The organism is Streptomyces sp. NPDC005931 (assembly GCF_042871235.1).
Taxonomy (GTDB): domain Bacteria; phylum Actinomycetota; class Actinomycetes; order Streptomycetales; family Streptomycetaceae; genus Streptomyces.
In genome coordinates, this window is the sequence record NZ_JBIAIG010000012.1 from 176,639 (window position 1) to 197,782 (window position 21,144).

Annotated in this window: 17 protein-coding genes and 1 pseudogene; 6 read left to right on the top strand and 12 right to left on the bottom strand. The window is 71.8% G+C overall.

The window, feature by feature from the left end:
• Nucleotides 1–16: 16 nt before the first annotated feature.
• A complete protein-coding gene (locus tag ACFYOV_RS25770) occupies nucleotides 17–409 on the bottom strand; it encodes a VOC family protein (RefSeq protein ID WP_389091158.1) in 393 nt (130 codons plus the stop codon).
• Between the two features lie 14 nt (nucleotides 410–423).
• On the bottom strand, nucleotides 424–783 hold the full coding sequence (locus ACFYOV_RS25775) for a VOC family protein (RefSeq protein ID WP_389091161.1): 360 nt from the start codon (nucleotides 781–783) through the stop codon (nucleotides 424–426).
• 94 nt (nucleotides 784–877) lie between these two features.
• Between ACFYOV_RS25775 and ACFYOV_RS25780 the strand changes: the two genes are divergently transcribed.
• Nucleotides 878–1,384, top strand: a complete 507-nt coding sequence (locus tag ACFYOV_RS25780) for a CGNR zinc finger domain-containing protein (RefSeq protein WP_389091163.1) — start codon at nucleotides 878–880, stop codon at nucleotides 1,382–1,384.
• A gap of 240 nt (nucleotides 1,385–1,624) precedes the next feature.
• Here ACFYOV_RS25780 and ACFYOV_RS25785 read toward each other — a convergent pair whose 3' ends face one another.
• A complete protein-coding gene (locus ACFYOV_RS25785) occupies nucleotides 1,625–2,968 on the bottom strand; it encodes a UDP-glucose dehydrogenase family protein (RefSeq protein ID WP_389091165.1) in 1,344 nt (447 codons plus the stop codon).
• Nucleotides 2,969–3,166: 198 nt separating this feature from the next.
• On the opposite strand from ACFYOV_RS25785, the gene ACFYOV_RS25790 reads away from it, so the two are divergent.
• Entirely contained in the window at nucleotides 3,167–4,324 is a 1,158-nt protein-coding gene (locus ACFYOV_RS25790; RefSeq protein WP_389091167.1) for an acyl-CoA dehydrogenase, read from the top strand.
• Between the two features lie 166 nt (nucleotides 4,325–4,490).
• Nucleotides 4,491–4,853 carry a four-helix bundle copper-binding protein gene (locus ACFYOV_RS25795; RefSeq protein ID WP_389091169.1) on the top strand — a complete coding sequence of 121 codons (363 nt, stop codon included), beginning with the start codon at nucleotides 4,491–4,493 and terminating at the stop codon, nucleotides 4,851–4,853.
• 62 nt (nucleotides 4,854–4,915) lie between these two features.
• On the opposite strand, the gene ACFYOV_RS25800 is transcribed toward ACFYOV_RS25795, so the two are convergent.
• Nucleotides 4,916–6,175, bottom strand: a complete 1,260-nt coding sequence (locus ACFYOV_RS25800; RefSeq protein WP_389091172.1) for an LCP family protein — start codon at nucleotides 6,173–6,175, stop codon at nucleotides 4,916–4,918.
• A gap of 118 nt (nucleotides 6,176–6,293) precedes the next feature.
• Between ACFYOV_RS25800 and ACFYOV_RS25805 the strand changes: the two genes are divergently transcribed.
• Nucleotides 6,294–6,851 (top strand): acyl-CoA thioesterase, encoded by a 558-nt coding sequence (locus tag ACFYOV_RS25805; protein ID WP_389091173.1) that lies wholly within the window; start codon nucleotides 6,294–6,296, stop codon nucleotides 6,849–6,851.
• Nucleotides 6,852–6,912: 61 nt separating this feature from the next.
• On the opposite strand, the gene ACFYOV_RS25810 is transcribed toward ACFYOV_RS25805, so the two are convergent.
• Nucleotides 6,913–8,400 (bottom strand): LCP family protein, encoded by a 1,488-nt coding sequence (locus ACFYOV_RS25810; RefSeq protein WP_389091175.1) that lies wholly within the window; start codon nucleotides 8,398–8,400, stop codon nucleotides 6,913–6,915.
• 127 nt (nucleotides 8,401–8,527) lie between these two features.
• Between ACFYOV_RS25810 and ACFYOV_RS25815 the strand changes: the two genes are divergently transcribed.
• Nucleotides 8,528–9,565 (top strand): glycosyltransferase family 2 protein, encoded by a 1,038-nt coding sequence (locus ACFYOV_RS25815; RefSeq protein WP_389091178.1) that lies wholly within the window; start codon nucleotides 8,528–8,530, stop codon nucleotides 9,563–9,565.
• 143 nt (nucleotides 9,566–9,708) lie between these two features.
• On the opposite strand, the gene ACFYOV_RS25820 is transcribed toward ACFYOV_RS25815, so the two are convergent.
• The 7 genes from ACFYOV_RS25820 to ACFYOV_RS25850 form a co-directional block, all read right to left on the bottom strand.
• Nucleotides 9,709–10,212 carry a hypothetical protein gene (locus ACFYOV_RS25820; RefSeq protein WP_389091180.1) on the bottom strand — a complete coding sequence of 168 codons (504 nt, stop codon included), beginning with the start codon at nucleotides 10,210–10,212 and terminating at the stop codon, nucleotides 9,709–9,711.
• 196 nt (nucleotides 10,213–10,408) lie between these two features.
• A complete protein-coding gene (locus ACFYOV_RS25825; protein ID WP_389091182.1) occupies nucleotides 10,409–12,058 on the bottom strand; it encodes an LCP family protein in 1,650 nt (549 codons plus the stop codon).
• Between the two features lie 154 nt (nucleotides 12,059–12,212).
• Complete coding sequence (locus ACFYOV_RS25830; RefSeq protein ID WP_389091184.1) at nucleotides 12,213–13,988, bottom strand: LCP family protein; 1,776 nt, start codon at nucleotides 13,986–13,988, stop codon at nucleotides 12,213–12,215.
• A gap of 233 nt (nucleotides 13,989–14,221) precedes the next feature.
• Nucleotides 14,222–15,886 carry an LCP family protein gene (locus ACFYOV_RS25835; protein ID WP_389091185.1) on the bottom strand — a complete coding sequence of 555 codons (1,665 nt, stop codon included), beginning with the start codon at nucleotides 15,884–15,886 and terminating at the stop codon, nucleotides 14,222–14,224.
• A gap of 75 nt (nucleotides 15,887–15,961) precedes the next feature.
• Nucleotides 15,962–17,722, bottom strand: coding sequence for an LCP family protein (locus ACFYOV_RS25840; RefSeq protein WP_389091187.1), 1,761 nt, complete (start codon nucleotides 17,720–17,722; stop codon nucleotides 15,962–15,964).
• 242 nt (nucleotides 17,723–17,964) lie between these two features.
• Nucleotides 17,965–19,164, bottom strand: coding sequence for an LCP family protein (locus ACFYOV_RS25845; RefSeq protein WP_389091189.1), 1,200 nt, complete (start codon nucleotides 19,162–19,164; stop codon nucleotides 17,965–17,967).
• A gap of 238 nt (nucleotides 19,165–19,402) precedes the next feature.
• Nucleotides 19,403–20,158 (bottom strand): TIGR03089 family protein, encoded by a 756-nt coding sequence (locus tag ACFYOV_RS25850; RefSeq protein ID WP_389091191.1) that lies wholly within the window; start codon nucleotides 20,156–20,158, stop codon nucleotides 19,403–19,405.
• A gap of 256 nt (nucleotides 20,159–20,414) precedes the next feature.
• Between ACFYOV_RS25850 and ACFYOV_RS25855 the strand changes: the two are divergent.
• A pseudogene (locus ACFYOV_RS25855) lies at nucleotides 20,415–21,144 on the top strand (N-acetylmuramoyl-L-alanine amidase); the annotation flags it as partial.

The window sequence follows — 21,144 nt, forward strand, 5'->3', positions numbered from 1 at the left end:
GCCGGGCCCGTCCCCGCTACGGCTGCTCGATCCGGCACAGGCAGAACGGATGACCCGCCGGGTCGGCGTACACCCGGAAGTCCTTCTTCTCGTCGTCCTCCCGGTCGAGCACGCGTGCCCCCAGCGCCAGCACCTTCTCCTCGGCCGCGTCGACCTCCTCCCAGGTGCCGCCGGCGTCGAAGTCCAGGTGGAACTGCTGGGGGTTGCGGTCGGCCCGCGGCCACTCCGGCGGGGTGTATCCGGCCACCCGCTGGAAGGAGAGCCGCGGCCCGCCGGGGACCTCGAGGACGACCCAGTCCGGGTCGTCCTCCTCCGGCACGCCGCCCCCCACGGCCGCGTAGAAGCGTGCCAGCTCCCGCGGGTCGGGGCAGTCGAGCACGACGGAACGCAGACGGGCCGCGGCGGCCATGGAACCTCCCGTTGTCAGCAGGCGCACAGGCAGAACGGGTGCCCGGCCGGGTCGGCGTAAACCCGGAAGGTCCGCGCCCGGTCCTCGGTGTCCAGTGGCTCGGCACCCAGCGCCAGGACCGCCTTCTCGGCCGCGTCCAGGTCCTCGACGGTCAGGTCCAGGTGGAACTGCTGCGAGTGGTCCGCGGCCGGCCACTGCGGCGGTACGTGTCCCGGGGCGGCCTGGAAGGCGAGCGCCGGACCGCCCGGCACCTTCAGGTCCACCCAGTCGCCGTCGCCCTCGACCGTGCCGCCCAGGAGCTCGGCGTAGAACCCGGCCAGTGCGCGCGGGTCGGGGCAGTCCAGGACGACGGCGCCCACGGTGCTCAGAGCCATGACTTCCTCCTCGAAGTCCGTCGGTTACCCATAGAGCCGGATAACCGGTAACGGTGTTACTGCATACTCCTGCATGGGCGGTAACGTCGCAAGCATGAGTGAGAAATCGCCGGCCCCCGGCTCGCTGGCGCTGATCGAATCCCTGGTCAACACGCTGGACGTGGAGACGGGCGCCGATTCGCTCGACACAGCGGCGGGCCGCACGCCGTTCGGGCTCGCCGAGGACGACCTGCCCGGGGCCCGCGAGCTGCGCGAGTCGCTGCGGGCCGCCCTGCTCGCCCACGCCGGGCACCCGCCGCACCGCGAGGTGACCCCCCTCGGCGAGCTGCTGGCCCGTGCCCCGCTGGTGGTGTCCGTCGACCCGGCGGACGGCTCGGCGGCCCTGGCCCCGGCCGACGCGCGCCCCCTGCTCTCCCGGGTCGCCGCCGCGGTCGCCGAGGCGCTGGTCGAGGGCACCTGGGACCGGCTGAAGGCGTGCCAGGCCGCCGACTGCCACTGGGCCTACTACGACCGCAGCCCCGCCGGGCGCGGCCGCTGGTGCTCGATGCAGGTGTGCGGTGCCCGCGCGAAGATGCGCCGCTACCGCGCCAAGGGTGCGTAGCCGTACCGGGGCGGGCGGCGCAGCCGGCGCCCGGACGCCCGGAGCGCGGACGCCCGGAGCGCGGACGCCCGGACGCCCGGAGCGCGGACGCCCGGGCCCGGGGGCATGAGGGGGACGAAGGGGGTGAAGGGGGTGAAGAAGACGTCACCCGTACCGGCTCCGCGCCCAGTGGGGCAGAATGCAACAAGACGCCGGTTCGGCCGACTGAGCCTCGGCCGAACCGGCGTCACCCGTTCCTCGTCAGGCGGTGGGGCGCCCCATCGCGCGGTAGCGCCACCCGGCCCGCCGCCACGTCTCCGGGTCGAGCGCGTTGCGCCCGTCCAGGACCAGCCGCTGCGCCGCCACCTCGCCCAGCCGCCCGGGGTCCAGCTCGCGGAACTCCCGCCACTCCGTCAGGTGCAGCACCACGTCCGCGCCGCGCACCGCGTCCAGCGCCGTGTCGGCGTAGCCCAGGGTCGGGAAGATGCGGCGGGCGTTGTCCATGCCCTTGGGGTCGTACACCGTGACCTGGCCGCCCTGGAGGTGGATCTGCCCGGCCACGTTCAGCGCCGGCGAGTCCCGGACGTCGTCCGAGTCGGGCTTGAAGGTCGCGCCGAGCACCGCCACCCGTTTGCCCAGGAACGGCCCGCCGCCCAGCGCCTGCCGGGTCAGCTCCACCATTCGGCCGCGCTGGCGCATGTTGATCGAGTCGATCTCCCGCAGGAAGGTCAGCGCCTGGTCCGCGCCCAGCTCACCGGCGCGGGCCATGAACGCCCGGATGTCCTTCGGCAGGCATCCGCCGCCGAAACCGATCCCGGCCCGCAGGAACTTCTTCCCGATCCGGTCGTCGTACCCGATGGCCTCCGCCAGCCGGGCCACGTCCCCACCGGTCGCCTCGCACAGCTCGGCCATCGCGTTGATGAACGAGATCTTGGTGGCCAGGAACGAGTTGGCGGACGTCTTCACCAGCTCCGCGGTCGGGAAGTCGGTGACCACGAACGGCGAGCCGTCGGCGATCGGCGTGGCGTACACGTCCCGCAGCAGCTTCTCGGCCCGGTCGCTGCGCACACCCACCACGATCCGGTCCGGGTGCAGGGTGTCCTGCACCGCGAAACCCTCCCGCAGGAACTCCGGGTTCCAGGCCAGCTCCGCGTCCCCGCCGGCCGGCGCGTGCTCGGCCAGGTAGGCCGCCAGCCGGTCCGCGGAGCCGACGGGCACGGTCGACTTGCCGACGACCAGGGCGGGGCCCTTGAGGTGCGGCGCGAGCGAGGCGATCGCGGAGTCGACGTACGACATGTCGCAGGCGTACTCGCCGTGTCGCTGCGGGGTGTTCACGCACAGGAAGTGGACGTCGCCGAACTCGCCGAGCTCGGCCCAGTCCATGGTGAACCGCAGCCGCCCGGTCGAGCCCTCGATGCCGGCGACGTGCTTGCGCAGCAGCTCCTCCAGGCCCGGCTCGTACATCGGGACCTCGCCCCGCCGGAGCTTGTCGATCTTCTCCGGCACCACGTCGAGACCCAGCACCTCGAACCCGAGTTCCGCCATGGCCGCCGCGTGTGTCGCGCCGAGATAACCGGTGCCGATCACGGTGATCTTGAGGGCCATGGGTGCTCCAGGGGTATACGGCAGGTAGTGCGGGCCCGAGCATAGCCGGGACGCGCGGGCACGCCTCACCCGGCGGACTTGCGCGTTGTCGCCAAACTCACGTACACCCGCGCCCGCAACAGTCCTAAAATTCGAGTTACTTAACGGTAATTAGCATCAATCTGAGCGTCGTCTTCATCGTCTTTGGAGTGAGGGACCTTGGCCGGATCGGCTGACTTCGACCTGTACCGCCCGTCCGAGGAGCACGACATGCTCCGCGACGCCGTCCGCTCGCTGGCCGAGGCGAAGATCGCGCCGTACGCCGCCGCGGTGGACGAGGAGGCACGCTTCCCCCAGGAGGCGCTCGACGCGCTCGTCGCGAACGACCTGCACGCCGTCCACGTACCCGAGGAGTACGGCGGCGCCGGCGCCGACGCGCTCGCCACCGTCATCGTCATCGAGGAGGTGGCCCGCGTCTGCGCGTCCTCCTCCCTCATCCCCGCCGTCAACAAGCTCGGCTCCCTGCCGGTGATCCTCTCCGGCTCCGAGGAGCTGAAGAAGAGGTACATGACCCCGCTCGCCAAGGGCGACGCGATGTTCTCGTACTGCCTGTCCGAGCCGGACGCCGGCTCCGACGCGGCCGGCATGAAAACCAAGGCGGTCCGCGACGGCGACCACTACGTCCTCAACGGAGTCAAGCGCTGGATCACCAACGCCGGCGTCTCGGAGTACTACACGGTGATGGCGGTCACCGACCCCGAGAAGCGCTCCAAGGGCATCTCCGCCTTCGTCGTCGAGAAGTCCGACCCGGGCGTCTCCTTCGGTGCCCCGGAGAAGAAGCTCGGCATCAAGGGCTCCCCGACCCGTGAGGTCTACCTCGACAACGTCCGCATCCCCGCCGACCGCATGATCGGCGAGGAGGGCACCGGCTTCGCCACGGCGATGCGGACCCTGGACCACACCCGCATCACCATCGCCGCCCAGGCCCTCGGCATCGCCCAGGGCGCCCTCGACTACGCCAAGGGCTACGTCAAGGAGCGCAAGCAGTTCGGCAAGCCGATCGCCGACTTCCAGGGCATCCAGTTCATGATCGCCGACATGGCCATGAAGATCGAGGCCGCCCGCCAGCTGACGTACGCCGCCGCCGCCAAGTCGGAGCGCGGCGACAGCGACCTCACCTTCCAGGGCGCCGCGGCCAAGTGCTTCGCCTCCGACGTGGCCATGGAGGTCACCACGGACGCCGTCCAGCTGCTCGGCGGCTACGGCTACACCCGCGACTACCCGGTGGAGCGCATGATGCGCGACGCCAAGATCACGCAGATCTACGAGGGCACGAATCAGGTCCAGCGGATCGTCATGGCCAGGAACCTGCCGTGACCCGCGACCTGCCGTAACCCGCGACCCCCGCGGCTCTCCCCGGAACCCGTTCCGTCCCTCCCCGGCGACGGAGCGGGTTCCGTCCTGTGGCGGTCATGGGGCGGGGGGCGTAGGACGGAGGGGCGGGGGCCGACCCCCGGCCCCCTCTCGTCCCCCGGGAGGAACCATGACCCAGCAGCCTGCCGCCACGGCGATGAGCAAGGAGATGCAGGACTGCGTCGAGGCGTGCATGTCGTGCCACAGCATGTGCGAGGAGACCATGAGCTCCTGTCTGCAGATGGCCGGTCAGGCCCCCGTGCAGATCATGCGCGCCCTCATGGACTGCGCCGAGATGACGCGCATGTGCGCCGACATGATGATGCGCCGCTCGCCGCTCGCCGCGGAGATGTGCGCGATGTGCGCCCGCGCCTGTGACATGTGCGCCGAGGCGTGTATGTCCATGCCGGACGACGCCCAGATGATGCGCTGCGCCGAGTCCTGTCGCCGCTGCGCCGAGATGTGCCGCTCCATGGCTGGCGCCACGATGTGACGGGACACCGCACCCCCCGGGGCACCCCGCGGGGTGCCCCGGGCCTTTGTGCCGCTTCCGGGTCACTTGCCCTTGACGGTGACCTTCTCGTCGTTGTTCAGCTCGGTCACGAGCTGCTTCACCTTCGTCTTGTCCCAGACCAGGTTGCCGCCCGAGGAGCCCGAGATCGGCATGTTCATGGAGGTGCCGTCGCCGCCGCTGACGCCCTTCATGGACCAGAACATGTCGGCCAGGTCGAACAGGCCCATCTCCTTGTCGACGATGAGCGAGTCCAGGCCCGCGCCCATGGTCGGGTAGAGCCGGAAGGGGTTCAGGACCGTGCTCGGAGTCGCCACCTGGTTGGCGAGGGCGGACAGGAACTTCTGCTGGTTCTTCGTGCGGTCCAGGTCGGAGCCGGCCAGCGCGTACCGGGTGCGGACGAAGGCGAGGGCCTGCTCGCCGTTCAGCGTCTGCCGGCCCTTCTTCAGGTCCGCGCCGGACTTGGTGTCCTTGATGTCCTGCGGGATGTCCATCTCGACGCCACCGACGGCGTCCACGATGTTCGCGAAGCCGGCGAAGCCGATCTCCACGTAGTGGTCGATGTGCAGGCCGGTGTTGAACTCGACGGTCCGCACCAGCAGTTCGGGCCCGTCCTCGGCGTACGCGGCGTTCAGCTTCACGTGCCGGCCGGTGCCCTGGTAGGTCTTGCCGGACTCGGAGCCCCGGAACGTCGGTATCTCCACGTCCGAGTCACGGGGCAGCGAGATCAGGGTGGGGCCGTTGCCACCGGTGTGCAGGATCATCATCGAGTCCGTGCGCTTGCCCTTGGCGGACCCGGTGTGCAGCTTCTTCTTGTCCTCGGCCGACATGCCGGCCCGGCTGTCGGAACCGACGATCAGGTAGTTGGTGCCCTCGCCCTTCTCCGGCCGGTCGATGACCTTGGACAGGTCGACCTCGCGGTTGAGCTTGGAGTCGGCCCAGAAGTACGTGCCGACGGTCGTCACGACCAGCGCGGTCACGACGGTGATCGTCGTCCACTTGATCCGGCGGCGCCAGTCGGGCGCGGGGCGCGTGACGTAGCCGCCGTCACCGGACGGGCCGCCGCCGGCGGGGGAGCCGTAGACCTGGCCGGTGTTGTAGCCGCTGTCGTAGCCGCCGTGGCCCTGGCCGTCCACGTACGACGGCTGCTGCGGCACGCCGTACCCGCCCTGCCCGGGCGGGGCCGCCTGGCCGCGGCGCACCTGCCGCATGACACGGGCGCTCTCGGGCCGTGCGCTCGCGCTCCCGCGTCCGTAGCGGCTGCCGCGGTTGTCGTCGGACCATGCCTCGGGCCAATCGTTCATGGGCAACAGTGTGCAGGTGCGGACGGTCCGCCAGACAGGGGCGTCGGAAAATCAGGGCCCCGCTGTTGCGAAGCTGACACAAATTCCCCGGATGTCGCCTCGTCATAAGGTGGAGGCCATGACAGACCAGGCCCCAGCCGCACAGACGGAGAGTCCGGACATCCCGGGCAAGCCCACCTCGGCGTCCCGTACGACCCTCAGCCACATCATGACCCACAACGACACCAACCTCCTGGGCACGGTGCACGGCGGTGTGATCATGAAATTGGTCGACGACGCGGCGGGCGCGGTGGCCGGCCGGCACAGCGGCGGGCCCGCGGTCACGGCGTCGATGGACGAGATGGCGTTCCTCGAACCGGTTCGCGTGGGCGACCTGGTCCATGTGAAGGCCCAGGTCAACTGGACCGGCCGGACGTCCATGGAGGTGGGCGTGCGGGTGCTGGCCGAACGATGGAACGAGTCCGCCCCACCCACCCAGGTCGGCTCGGCCTACCTGGTGTTCGCCGCCGTCGACGCCGACGGCAAGCCCCGCCGCGTCCCTCCGGTGATAGCGGAGACGGAGCGGGACAGGCGCCGCTACCAGGAGGCGCAGATCCGCCGGACCCACCGCCTCGCCCGCCGCCGGGCCATCATGGAGCTGCGCGAGAAGCGGGCGGCGGAGGGCTTCGAGGACTGACCCCACGGGCGGGCGGCGCCGTACGGGGCGGGCCGGCGCAAGGAGGCCCGGCCCCCCGGCGTCAGGGGGCGCAGCCCACCTCGTCGCCGCGGACGACGCCGAACTCGCCCTTGCCGGGGTCCGCCGCGCGGACCTTGCGGACCTTCACGAAGTCGGTGCCGGCGATGACCTTCAGGGTGGCGCCCTGGTTCTTCACCGCGCGCAGTTCGCTGCCGGGCAGGGCCGCCGCGAGGGACTTCGCGGAGCGGTCCCAGCGGGGGTCGTAGGCGACGATCGTCCGCTGCACCCTGCGGTCGGCGGCGTTGACCGGGGTGCGTGTCGTGCGGAACCCGGTCGACGCGAGCGCCGCGTCCACGCGCCGGCCCAGGCCCGCCGTCGGTGTGCCGTTCGCGACCTGGACCCTGATCTGCCGCGGGTCGACGGGCACCCGCACCGCCGCGCCCGGGGTGCGCCGCACCGTCAGCGGCCGGTCCCGGCGCAGTGCCTCGAAGATCTCCTCGGACTTCTGCGGGTCCCACCTCAGCGTCGAGCCGACGCCCTTCACCGCGTACCCCGACCGCCCGATCGGCACGGTGGTGAACTCGGAGGAGGAGGGGGAGAAGTTCCGCATCGCCCGCCCGAGGGCCAGCATCTCGTCCGCGCCGAAGCCCTTGTCCGCCCGCACCGAGCCGAGCACCGCCCGCGTCACGTCACGGAACTTGATCGGGTTCAGCAGGAGGCCGGAGGACGTGACCCGGTGCACCAGCGCCGCCATGAACCGCTGCTGGCGTTTCACCCGTCCGAGGTCGGCCGCCCCGTCGACGTGGCGGGCACGCACGTACTGGAGCGCCTCTCCGCCCTCGAGCGTGTGCCGGCCGGGCGGCAGGTCCAGCCGGGTGTGACTGTCCTTCAGGTGCTGGTCGGTGCAGATCTCCACACCGCCGACCACGTCCACGGTCCGCATGAAGCTGGTGAAGTCGACCTCCAGATAGTGGTCGATCTTCACCCGCGTCATCTTCTCCACCGTCCGCACGGTCAGCTCCGGCCCGCCCTCGGCGTACGCGGCGTTCAGCTTGACGGGGTGACCCCGGTGCTTCTCGCCGCTCACCCGGTCGGTGTGCGGGGGCGTCATCGCGTAGGAGTCGCGCGGCAGGCTCACCACACTGGCCCGCTTCCGGTCCTCCGAGATGTGCACGATCATGATCGTGTCCGTGCAGCGGCACGGTGCCCCGCCCAGGTGGTACTTGGCCCGTTCCGCCCGGTCGAGCTTCTCGCGGCCGTCCGTGCCCACCAGGAGGACGTTCATGCCGTGCCCCGCCTCGGGACGGTTCTTCATGTCCCGGAACGGGTCCACCCGGTCGATCTCCGCGTCCAGGCTGGTCATCACCGCGTGCCCGATCCCGGCCGCCGCGAGCACCACCACCGACAGCGTGGTCGCCGCCCGCATCGTCCAGCGCGGCCTCGTGCGGCCCGCGGGGGGCGGCGCCGCGCCGCGCGAGGGCTCGGCGGGCGGCCGCGGCCGGCGCCGGGCGGTGCCGCGGGGCCGGGGGGACCGTGGTGGTGTGGGCATGGGGACACCTCCGGGCGACGGCCGTGCGTGGGATCGTGAGCACCGTAGGCCGATACGATCTGCGGCCCGGCGCAGCGCCCCCGGCACGCGCACCGGTGTCCCCCGTTCGCGGTAACGTGAGGCCCCTATGAACGCCAATCCCGACGTGCGGCTCCCCGCCGTTTCCGTGATCATGCCCGTCCTCAACGAGGAGCGGCATCTGCGCGGCGCCGTCCGCGCGATCCTCGCCCAGGAGTACGCCGGCGAGATGGAGGTCGTGATCGCCCTCGGTCCGTCCACGGACCGCACGGACGAGATCGCCGCCGAGCTCGTGGCCGAGGACCCGCGGGTGCACACCGTGCCCAACCCCACCGGCCGCACCCCGGCCGCCCTCAACGCCGCGATCAAGGCCTCCCGCCACCCGATCGTGGTGCGCGTCGACGGGCACGGGATGCTCTCCCCGAACTACATCGCCACCGCCGTGCGCCTGCTGGAGGAGACCGGCGCGCAGAACGTCGGCGGCATCATGCACGCCGAAGGGGAGAACGACTGGGAGCACGCGGTCGCCGCCGCGATGACCTCGAGGATCGGCGTCGGCAACGCCGCCTTCCACACCGGCGGCCAGGCCGGTGCCGCCGAGACCGTCTACCTCGGCGTGTTCCGCCGCGAGGCGCTGGAGCAGCAGGGCGGCTACAACGTGGAGTTCATCCGCGCCCAGGACTGGGAGCTGAACTTCCGCATCCGCGAGGCCGGCGGGCTGATCTGGTTCTCGCCCGAGCTGAAGGTGTCGTACCGGCCCCGGCCGAGCGTGCGGGCGCTGGCCAAGCAGTACAAGGACTACGGCCGTTGGCGGCACGTCGTCGCCCGCTACCACGCCGGCTCCATCAACCTGCGCTACCTCGCCCCGCCGACCGCCGTGTGCGCGATCGCGGCCGGGGCCGTGGTGGGCGCGCTGCTCACGCCGTGGGGCTTCGCCGTGCCCGGCGGTTACCTCGCGGGGATCGTGCTCGGCTCGATACCGGCGGGCAAGGGGCTGCCGCTGAAGGCGCGGCTCCAGATCCCCGTGGCGCTGGCGACCATGCACATGTCGTGGGGCTGGGGCTTCCTGACCAGTCCGCGCTCGCTGGCGCGGAAGGTCATCGCCTCGCGCCGTCCCGCGGTCCACGCGGACGCCCCGGCGGCCTGACCCACCCGACGTCTGATGGGCCCCTCCCCGGCGACGGGGCCTGTTGGCGTCTCTCCAGGGCTGTCGTCCGGACCTGGACGCCGGGAGGCGACGGCGCCTTGTCGTCCCGCGTCCGCGGCGGGATCCGAACGACGGGCCAGGCCCTAGCCCACCCACTCCCGCAGCAGCCTCTCCCGCTCCGCCGCCCGGGGTGATCCGCCCTCCCAGGCACGCCCCCACTCCGACATGCACGCCAGCGTCGTGGCCATCGTCGCGGCGCCCTCGGTGAGGCGGGACAGGAGGGTGTGGGAGAGGTCGAGCTCGGTCGGGGAGTAGCCGGCGGCCGCGGCCACGAATGCCGCCAACTCGTGTTCACCGGAGGACGATTCCATGCGCACCGTCATCATCGGCGCGGGCTCGTTCACCCAGCCCGTCACCGCACCCAGGGCCAGGTTCCCGACCACGCCGACCTGGTGTCTCAGGGTCTTCACGGGGGCGTCCGTCACCGTCAGGGCACGCACGTCCTCCCAGGGGTGGAGGGCGTACTGCCCGTCGCCGAGCGCCACCACGCCGTCGGGGCTCAGACGGACCCCGGGAGCCAGGCCGGACGGCTTCGCGCCCAGGTACACATCGCCCTCGGCGATCCAGAACAGGCCCACCATGGTCATGAGGTGCTCACTTCCCCCGACGACGGCACCGCCGTCGTGTCCCGCAGTAAAACGATCAGGTCGTCGTCCGTAACGCTCGAAGACGCTGGTGGGTTCCCGCAACCATCCGCGCGGCCCGCGTTCCTGCCTGATGTGATCGGGCGCCTGGCCCCGCCTCCGGGCGATCTCCGGTCCTCCAGGGACCTTCACGCGTCGCCTACCAGGTGAAGGCCGGGTCGACGCGCATGCACGCCGTGTCGTCCGCCCCGTTGAGCGCGTGCGCCGACTCGGGAGTCGTGTCGTCCTGCTCGGGAGCCGTGTACGCGGTGCCCTCGCGCCAGTCGGCGCCCACCACGAGCGTGACCCCCGAGACGTCGGTGGACCGCTTCACCGCGTCCGACGGGATCCCCAGTGCCTCGGCGACGCGCCGCGCGTCACCCTCCAGGTCGGCGCTCGGGTAGCGCACCACCGTCCGCGTCTCGCTCAGGGAGCTCGTGGTGTCGGCGGAAGCGTCCGTGAAGCCCTTCTCCTCGAGCAGCCCGGCGACGGCGCTCGACCGTCCGGGGGCCGCGGCCAAGGTGTCGGTCCGGGTGCCGTTGCGGACCTGGACCGCGATCTCACCGTCGGGCGCGGCGGCGTCGGAGGGGGTGGCCCCGGGGGTCGCCGCGGCCGGCTTCTCGTCCTTGCCGTCCAGGGCGACGTCCTCGCGCACCAGCCGGAACAGCTTCTCGGCGTCCTCGGTCGGCTCCACGCGGGCGCCCACGTAGCGGTTGGGCATCGTGGTCATGGTGATGCGCTCCGGCTCCACCTTGCGCAGCTCGTTGCTGAGGTCGTAGAGCTTCTTGACGGTGTCCAGGCCGGGGTCGACGGTGAGTGCCTCGGTGGCCTGTTCGGCCAGTCTGCGCAGCTTGTTGGGGCTGGACAGGGTGGCGTTCTCGCGCAACTGGCGGACCAGCGAGTTCATGTACATGTGCTGGGCCTTGGCGCGGGCGAGGTCGCTGCCGTCCTCGAAGCCGTACCGGGTGCGCAGCCACTGGAGGGCCTGCTCGCCCTTGACCGGGTGGGTCCCCTCGGGCAGCTTCAGCCCGGAGCCGTGTCCCTGGCTGTCGCGGGAGTGGATGTTGGCGTCCACGCACACCGGGACGCCCCCGACGGCGTCCGCCATGGCGACCACGCCCGCGAAGTCGACCATGACGAAGTGGTCGATGTGGATGCCGGTGAGCTCCTGCCAGGTGGCCACCGTGCAGCCGGGTCCGCCGTGTCCGAGACTCTGGTTGGTCATCACCCGCCCCTCGCTCGCCGGGTACACCGTCCCGTCGTCCGGATCGGTGCATTTGGGGATCGTCACGAGGGTGTCGCGGGGCATGCTGATCACGGACATGTTGGTCCGGTCGGCGGACAGGTGGACCAGCATCTGCACGTCGGCGAGCGGGGTGGAGCCGAAGGTCTCGCGGGCGCCGCCGAGTTGCTGGTTCTCCTCGGTGTCGCGCGCGTCGGAGCCGATGAGCAGGATGTTCAGCGGGGTCTGGCCGGCGGCGTTGGGCGTCGGCTCGGCGACCTGGTGGTCGCCCAGGTTCAGGGGGTCCTGCTCGATGTTGCCGTTCAGGTGCCGGTAGTACAGGTAACCGGCGCCCGCGGCGCCGATTATGAGCAGGGCGAGGACGGCCGCGGACCACTTCAGCAGTCGCCGCCCGCGCCCCGGCCGGCGTCCCGCGCCGTCGCCGGGGGCGAATCCGTCCGCGCCTCCGCCGGACCCGTCCGCACCGGGCGCGGGCGCGTCCTCGTCGGACGGGTCCGCCCCGGGGCCCGGTTCCCGCCGTCCGTCACGGAGCGTCCCCCGCGCCTCCTGCACGGCGTTCCGCGTCACTTCCCCCGTCCTCCCCACCCGTTGTTACCTCTCACGTCACGAGACAGGCCCGTCCTGCGTCCTGTTAGACGCACGACGGGCCCGTCAGTTGCCCCAGGAATTCAACCGATTTCCACAAGTGCCGGTCCGTGCCGGACATCGGCCCGGCCGGGCGTCAGCTCGCGCATTCCACCTTGTCGGCCGTGGACTTGTCCACGTCCGGCACCCTGTCGCCCGCACCGCCGAACTTCACCCCGGCGCCCTCGAAGTCCTTGCCGAGGGTGAGCGTCATCGCGGGCAGTCCCTGGGCGTTGGTGACGCTCTCGCCGGGCTTCATGGCCGCCCCGGACAGCCCCAGGATGTCGGCCAGGCGCCGTGCCTGGTCGGCCTGGTCGGGGGCGTACTCGAGGGTGGTCCGGCTCAGCTCCCGGGGTGCGTTTCCGGCGTTCTCCGACTTGGTCACGCCCTGCTCCACCTGGAGCCAGCTGAGCATCGCCTGCGCGCTGCCCCCCTCGGCCCCGCCGTTGAGGATCTGCACGCGCACCTCGGAGGCGTCCGCCTTCGGCCCCTTCAGCCGCGCGGCGACGGCGGCCTTCTCCTTCTTCTGCCGCTTCTTGACCTCGGTGAGCGACACGTCGTTGCTGATGGCGTCGAAGAGCGGCGGCGCCTTGGTCTCGTCGACGACGACGGTCGCCTTGACCTGCTCCGCCGGGTTGTCCCGCACCGGGACGGTGGTGAAGGAGATGTTCTTCGGCGGCACCTTCTTCAGCTCCAGGGCGACGTCCTTGAGCGTGCTCACCCTGCCGATGCCGGTGTCCACGGTCAGTGCCTCAGTGGCGGCCTCGGCCAGCTTCACCAGCTTCGTGGGGCTGGTGAGGGTGTCGCTGGAGGACATCTTGCGCATCAGGGAGGCCAGGAAGTGCTGCTGCACCTTGATCCGGTCGAGGTCGCCCTGGTTGCCGAAGCTGTGTCGGGTGCGGACGAAGGCGAGGGCGTCCTCGCCCTCGACCGTAGACTCGCCCGCGGGCAGGTTCAGCTTCGACTCCTTGTCGTCCACGGGGTGCTCGAGGCACACCTTGACGCCGTCCACCGCCGTGGTGAGGGTCTTGACCGCGTTGAAGTCGGCCATCATGAAGTGGTCGGGCTGGATGCCCGTGACCTCCTTCACCGTGCGCATCGTGCACCCCGGGTCCCGGCCGCCCTCGCCGAGGCTCCGGTTGAAGCGGACGCCGCGCAGCCCCGGGATCACCTTCTCGGAACCGTCCTCCAGCTTCGTCGGGCAGTCCGGGATGTCGACTATCAGGTCGCGCGGGATGCTCAGCGCGGTGGCGTTGGTCCGGTCCTCGGAGACGTGCAGCAGGATCGTGGTGTCGGCGTGCCCGGCGCTGCCCTTGTCGCCGTAGCCCTCGTTGCCCTTGCCGGTGCGCTTGTCGGTGCCGATGACGAGGATGTTGAAGGCTTCGTCCTTGCTGAAGTTGCTCTTGCCCGCGTCGCCGACGTCGGTCGTCGAGACGTTGCCCTCCAGGTGCCGCAGGTACAGGTATCCGCCGCCGCCCACGGCGACCAGGACGAACGCCACGGTGCCGCCGGTCCACAGCAGGGCCTTCCGGGTCTTCGGCCGCTGCGTCGGCCGGCGCCCGCGCCGGCCCGGCTCCTCGGGGGCGCCACGGCGTCTGCGCGGTTGCGGGACGTCACGGCCGGGCGCCTCCCCGTGCCCTGGTCGCTCCGGCGCACGCCCCGGCGCCTGGGCGCGGGTGCCCGCGGCTCTGCCGGCGCCGGGCACGCCGGGCGGGGGAGGCGGTCCGGGCGGGCCGGACCTGCGCGGGCCGGGGACGGCCGACTGCGGTGCCGAGGAACCCAGTTGCAGCTCGTACTCGCCGGTGTTCGGGTTGAACACCCACTGGTCTGCGGGGTCGGTGCCCTCCGCCCGCCCACGGCCTTGCGCGTCCACGGTCGTTCGAATCCTCCGTCGGGGCCACGCGGCAGTCCCCCTCCGGGGGTGCCCGCGGGTACTGGTCACCACAGTGCGCGGCGCCAGGACGATCCTCGCGGCCGGGGCACTGGATCGCTCACACTATCCGCCCGGTCCGACCTGGAGTGACGCCAGTGACAAATCACTCTTCCGTGCAACCGGCCGGTATGCCCCGATGGCCGGATCGGTGAGGCTCGTCCGGTGTCCGCCCCCTACCAGCGGTAGGGCTTGTAGACGTCCATGCACTTGTCCTTCTCCCCGCCGTTGAGCGCGTCGACCCGGTCGGGAAGGTCGCCCGCCCTGGGCGAGGACTTCTTCGGATACGCCTCCCCCTCACGCCAGTCCGCGCCCACGACCACCGTGACCCCGGCGACGTCCTCCGCCTGCTTCACCGAACTCGGCGGAATGCCGAGGGACTCGGCGACCCGCTGGGCGTCCCCCTTGAGCTCGGACCCGGGATAGCGCACGAGGGTGCGGTCCTCGGCACGGGCGCCCGAGGTGTCCGCCGCGGCCTGCGCGAAGCCCTTGGCCACCAGCGCCCCGGCGACGGCCTTCGCCCGGCCGGCGACCGGGCCGAGCGTCTCCGACCGGGTGGCGTTCTGCACCAGCACCCGGATCCGCGCGTCCGGCGCGGCGGGGTCCTCGGTCTTCTCCTTCTCCCGCGCCTTCCTGGCGTCCGCCGCGCCGCCCTTGTCGTCGAAGGGCACGTCGTCGCGGAGCATGGCCCACACCTGCTCGGCGTCGGCGCCGGCCGGGACGAGGTGGTTGCGGTTCTGCGGATCCTCCACGGTGGGCAGCGTCGTCATGGTGATGCGGTCCGGCGGCACCGACTTCAGCTGCATGCCCAGGCCGTAGAGCTTCTTCACGCTGCCGATCTCCTCGGACACGGTGAGGGACTTGGTGGCGGCCTCCGCCAGGTCCATCAGCCGGCCGGTGTCGGTGAAGACGTTCTGTCCGCGCAGGGTGCGGATCATCGAGTTCATGTACATGTGCTGCGCCCGCGCCCGCAGCAGGTCGCTGCCCCAGGCGTGCCGGGTGCGCAGCCACTGCAGCGCCTGCTCGCCCTCGACCTTGTGGCTGCCGGCCCGCATCTTCAGTCCGGAACCGCCGGGCACGCCGGGCAGCGGGCGGTCCCACACGTTCTGGTTCACACAGACCTCGACGCCGCCGACCGCGTCGGCCATGCTCACCACGCCCGCGAAGTCGATCGTCATCCAGTGGTCGATGTAGACCCCGGTGAGGTTCTCCCAGGTCGCCAGCGTGCAGCCGGCGCCGCCGCGGCCCAGGGTCCGGTTGATGATGGCGTTGGTCGCCGGGTAGGTCTCCCCGGATCCGGGGTCGGTGCACTCGGGGATGTCGACGCGGGTGTCCCGCGGAATGCTCACCACGGCTGCGCTCTTGCGGTCCGCGGACAGGTGGATCAGCATCTGCACGTCGCCCAGCGGCGGGTTGCCCCGCTGGTCCCGGCTGCCGCCCAGCCGCACGTTCTCGTCGGAGGCCCGGCTGTCGGAGCCGATCAGCAGGATGTTCAACGGTCTCTGCCCGGCCGCGTTCGGCTCGCTCCTGCGCGCCTTGGAGTCGCCGCTGCTGCGCTGCCCCTTCTCGATGTTGCCGTTCAGGTGCCGGTAGTAGAGGTAGCCGACGCCGGCCGTCCCGAGTATCAGCACCGCCAGCGTGGTCGCCGACCAGCGCAGTGCGCGACGACCCCGCCGGGGGCCGTGCCCGCCGTGCCGCCGGCCCGTCCGGCCTCTTCCCGGGCCGTCGTCACCGCCGTCCCGGGAGCGCCGCGCGTCCCGGCCCGCCGCCCCGTCCGGTGCCGGACGGCCCGCTGCGTTCCCCGGCCGGGTCCCCTCCCCGCGCACACCGCTCTGCGTCATCCCCTGCGTCTCCCCCTTCGCGCCGTGGAACGGGCCTGTCGTGCGTCCCGTAAGACGCACGACAGGCCCGTCAGGTCACTTGGCGCACTCGACCTTGTCAGCCGTGGACTTCTCGATGTCCGCGGGCGCCTTGTCCGGCGGCGTGAACGAGACACCCGCGCCCTTGAAGTCCTCGCCGAGGGTCAGCGTCATCGCGGGCAGTCCCTGGGCGTTGGTGACGCTCTCGCCGGGTTTCATCGCCGCCCCGGACAGCCCCAGGATGTCGGCCAGGCGGCGCGCCTGGTCGGCCTGGTCGGGGGCGTACTCGAGGGTGGTCCGGCTCAGGCTCTCCGGCGCGTTCCCGGCGTTCTCCGACTTGGTCACGCCCTGCTCCACCTGGAGCCAGCTGAGCATCGCCTGCGCGCTGCCCCCCTTGGCCCCGCCGTTGAGGATGCGGACCCGGACCTCGGACGCGTCCGCCTTCGGCCCCTCCAGCCGCGCGGCGACGGCCGCCTTCTCCTTCTTCTTCTGCTGCGCCACGTCGGTGAACGACACGTCGGTCCGGATCAGGTCGAAGACCTGCGGCGCCTTGGACTCGTCCAGCACCACGGTGGCCTTCACCTTCTCGGACGGGTTGTCGACCACCGGCACCGTGGTGAACGTCAGGTTCTTGGTGTTGAGCTTGCCGAGCTCCAGCCCCAGGTCCTTCAGCTTGTTGATGCTGTCCAGCTGGGAGTCGACGGTGAGCGCCTCGGTCCCCGCCTCCGCCAGCTTGATCATCTTGGACGGGCTGGTGAGCGTGTCGTTCGACTTCAGCTTGCGCATCAGCGCGCTCAGGAACTGCTGTTGCAGACCGATCCGGCTGAGGTCGCCGCCGAAGCCCACCGAGTGCCGGGTCCGCACGTACGCCAGCGCCGTCTCGCCCTCGATGGTGTGCGTGCCCTTGGGGAGCTTCAGATGGGAGTCCGGGTCGTCGATGTCCTTCGCCAGGCAGACCTCGACCCCGCCGACCGCCGAGGTCAGCGTCTTGACCGCGTTGAAGTCGGCCACCATGAAGTTGTCCGGCTTGATCCCGGTCAGCTCCGTGACCGTGCGCATGGTGCAGCTGGGCGTCCGGCCGGACTGGCCGAGGCTGGTGTTGAAGCGGGCGCCGGGGGAGCCCGCGATCACCTTCTGGGAGCCGTCCTCCTGCGTGGTCGGACAGTCCGGGATGTCGACTATCAGGTCACGGGGGATGCTCAGCGCGGTGGCGTTGGTCCGGTCCTTGGAGACGTGCAGCAGGATCGTGGTGTCGGCGTGCCCGGCGCTGCCCTTGTCTCCGTAGCCCTCGTTGCCCGCGCCCGTGCGCTTGTCCGTGCCGATCAGCAGGATGTTGATGGCCTTGTCCTTCTGGAAGCCACCGGTGCTCGCGCCGTCGTCGGACACGGACGTGATGTTGTCGTTGAGGTGCTCCAGGTACAGATAGCCGGCCGTGCCGGCCGCCAGCAGCACGAACGCCATGGTGCCGCCGGTCCACAGAAGGATCTTCTTCGCCTTCGGCCTGCGCTGCGCCGGCCGGCGTCCGCGGCGGCCCGGCGGCGGCTCGGGGGGCGCGCCCCGGCGCCTGCGCTGCGGCGGCACCTCACGGCCGGGTGTGTCCCGGCCGGGCCGGTCCGGCGCGCGGGGCGGGGCCGCCGTACGGCCGCGCGGGGTGCCCGCGGCGCCGCCGCCGGCGGAGCGCGGTCTGCGGGGACTGGGGATGGCCGACTGCGCTGTGGAAGGAGTCAGTCGCAGTTCGTATTCACCGGTGTTCGGATTGAGCACCCACTGGTCTGCGGGGTCGATGTTCTCCGCCCGCCCACGGCCTTGCGCGTCCACGGTTGTCCGATCCTCCGTCGGGGCCACGCGGCGCCTTTCCCCTCCCAAGGCGCTCGGGTCTCGGTCACACAGTGCGCGACCTCAGGACGGGCCTGAAGGAACGGACGCACCGGATCGCTCACACTAACCGGCAAGTTCGGCCCCCGGCGACGCCGGTGACGAATTCCACGCCCCTACACCCGGGCAATTCGCCCATTTCCATTGACGCGGCTTCACTGCCTCCGAGTTGCCCGGAGGTGCTTTTACGCGCAGGTGTCCTCGGCGGCGGTGTTCCCGGAGAACGTCGGCGCGGGCGAAGCGGTGCCGGAGGTGTCCCCCGATTGCTTTTCCGTGCTCATTCCGTCACCGTCCGTGTCCTTGTCGCCCGTGCCCGAATCCCCGCTTTCCGCGGCGGAATCGGACGCGTCACCACGGGCGACCGCCACGGGCGCGTCCCTGCGCAACTGCTCGAACAGTTTCTCCGCCGCGGGTTGCGCAAGCTGGTCCCGATTGGCGTTGCCGACATAGGACTCCCGCGGAACGGTGAGGAATTGCACCCGTTCCGTGGGGATGTCCCGCAGCCCCCGTACGAGTTCGTACAAACCACGCAAGCTGGCCAGTCCGGGGTCGGTGGTGAGGGACGAGGTGGCCGCGTCGAGAACCGGATACAGCTTCACCGGATTCAGCAGGACGTCATTGCCGCGGACCTTGTTCACCAACGCCGCGAGGAACCGCTGCTGCCGCTCCATCCGGTCGGTGTCGCTTCCGTTGCCGAGGGACTTGCGGGCGCGCACATAACCGAGCGCCTGCTCTCCGTTCAGCGTGACCCGGCCCGCCGGCAGCCGGAGCCCCGCGGCCTTGTCGTCGACCGGTTCGCGCAGGCACACCTCGACGCCGTCGACCGCGTCGACCATCTTCTTGAAACCGTGGAAGTCCACGACCATGTGGTGGTCGACGCGGATGTCCGTGAGCTTCTCGACGGTACGGATCGTGCAGGCCGAGCCGCCGACCTCGAAGGCGTAATTGAACATCGCGAACATCGGCTCGGTCCGGGTGCCGTCCCGGCGCAGACACCCGGGCACGTCCACCATCAGGTCCCGGGGTATGGACACGGCGGTGGCGCTGCGCCGGCCCGCCGAGAGGTGCAGCAGGATCACGGTGTCGGAGCGTTCGGTCCCCGAGTCCCTGCCGTAGCGGCGGTTGTCGTCGCCGGAACGGGAGTCCGATCCGATCAGCAGGATGTTCCGGGCGTCCTTGACCAGCGCGGTGGGCCGCTCCCGCTCGAACCGCGCGAGTTCGGCCGCGGCCGCCTCGTCCGGCGTGATGTTCCCGTCGAGCTTGGTGTACACCGCCCAGCCCGCTCCGGCGGCCACCAGGAGCGCACCGGCGACCGTGAACCCGGTACCGCGCGCCCAGCGCCGCCGCCGGCGCCCCCCGGAGGACATGCCTGAGGTGTCGCTCATGACCGGTCCACCCCTCACTGCGTACGGGACGGCGTACGGGTGTGTGGTGCGTACGACGTGCGCGCGTGCGGCGTGCGGCAGTGCCGCTGGTACGAGGATGACCCGAAGAGGGGCGGAGGGCGGGCGGTGCTGGGCCGAACGGGGGATTCGGTGGGCGGCCGGGGCCTGGGTGGCTCGTTCGGGCGTGACTCGGGCGGGGTGGGGTGACTCGGGCGGGGTGGGGGCGCCCCGGGAGTCGCTAGCGGGCGATGGCCGTGACCCGTTCGCTCTCCACCCGCTTGTCCAGGGCATCGGCGCCGAGCTGCTCCGGGTGCCGGCACAGGACCACCGAGCCACCCGTGGCCAGCGGGCCGTACAGCCCCGCGTTCAGGCCCTCCCACGTGTCGTACGGCAGCAGCGACAGGATCCGCGAGCCCGGCCCGGTCAGCCCGAGCCCCGTCGCCTCCGCGCGGGCCCGCTCCACCACCTCCGCGCCGGAGAACTCCCGCCCCGCCACGATCAGCGCCGGCTCGTCCGGGTCGACCGGCGCGTACGGCACGAACCGGTCGCCCTGGCCCGGCACCTCCACGGCGTAGTCGGCGAACCCCTCCGGCGGCTGCGGGAAGCGCCCGCCGAGCGGCCTGAGCGCGAGCGCGATCCGTGCTCCCCGGCAGGCCCGCGCCCGCTCCAGCGTGTCCGGCCCGCTCACCACGACATCGGCCGCCGCCGGATCCCCGGCCACGTCGGCGACCACGCCCACCGACGCGCACGCCAGCAGCCACACCGCCGTCTGCCAGTGCGCGGGCAGCAGCAGCGCCACCCGGTCGCCCGGCTCGACGGACAGCTCGTCCTGGAGCAGGTTGGCGGTCTTGGCCACCCAATTGGCGAAGGTGGCCACGGACAATTCGACCCGTTCGCCCGTGGCGTCGTCGTAGAAGGTCACCAGGGGGCGTCCCGGGTCCGCGGCGAGCGCGGAACTCAGCAGGTCGGCAGGGGTGCGATCGGTGGCGTTCACCCGTGCAAGCGTACGCGGGCGGACCCCCGCGCACCGAGCACCGGGGCCACCGGTTCGGGGGAACGTCCTCCGACGGACCGTCAATTCCCGGATGGCAGGGACGCCCGACTCTGTCCAAGCTCGGCGTATGCGTGGAATCCTTGCTTCCTCAATCGGTGTCACCTGCGCCGCCGCCCTCGCCCTCCCTCTCGCCCCGCCCGCCACCGCGGCCGCGGCGAGACCGGCGCCGACGGCAGAAGCGGCCACGCCCCCGGCGGTGACGACCGAGTCCGACGTCCCCGGCAGCACCCAGTCGCTGCCCCTCCAGCACCTCACCCGTGACCGCGCCACCGGCGCCCCCGTCCTGGGCCTCACCCCCCGGGCCGTACGGCACTTCTCCCTCGTCGGGGTCATCTGGGACGACCCCGGCGCCGCCCTCCAGGGCCGCGTGCAGGTCCGCACCCGCGCGGCCGGCACCGGCACCTGGTCCGCCTGGCAGGACCTCGACACCCACAGCGCCGACCACGCGCCCGACCCGGACACCACCGAGCGGACCTCGGGCCGCGTCCGCGGCGCCACGACACCGCTGTGGGTGGGCGATTCGGACGGCGTGGAGATCCGCGTCCGCGGGGAGGCGGCCCCGTCCGCGCAGCCCGCCGGGCCGGAGGGGTCGACGGGATCCGCGGAGGCCGGGCAGGGCGCCGCCGGCTCCCGGAGCCCCGACGCCCGCGTCTCCCCCGCTCACGCGTCGGCCGAGCACGCCGCGCACGCTTCCGCGGAACACGCCGAGCACGCCGCGCACGCTTCCGCCGAGCACGCCGAGCACGCCGAGCACGCCGAGCACGCCGAGCACGCCGAGCACGCCGCGCACGCTTCCGCCGAGCACGCCGAGCACGCCGAGCACGCCGAGCACGCTTCCGCGGAACACGCCGAGCACGCCGCGCACGCTTCCGCCGAGCACGCCGAGCACGCCGAGCACGCCGAGCACGCCGAGCACGCCGAGCAAC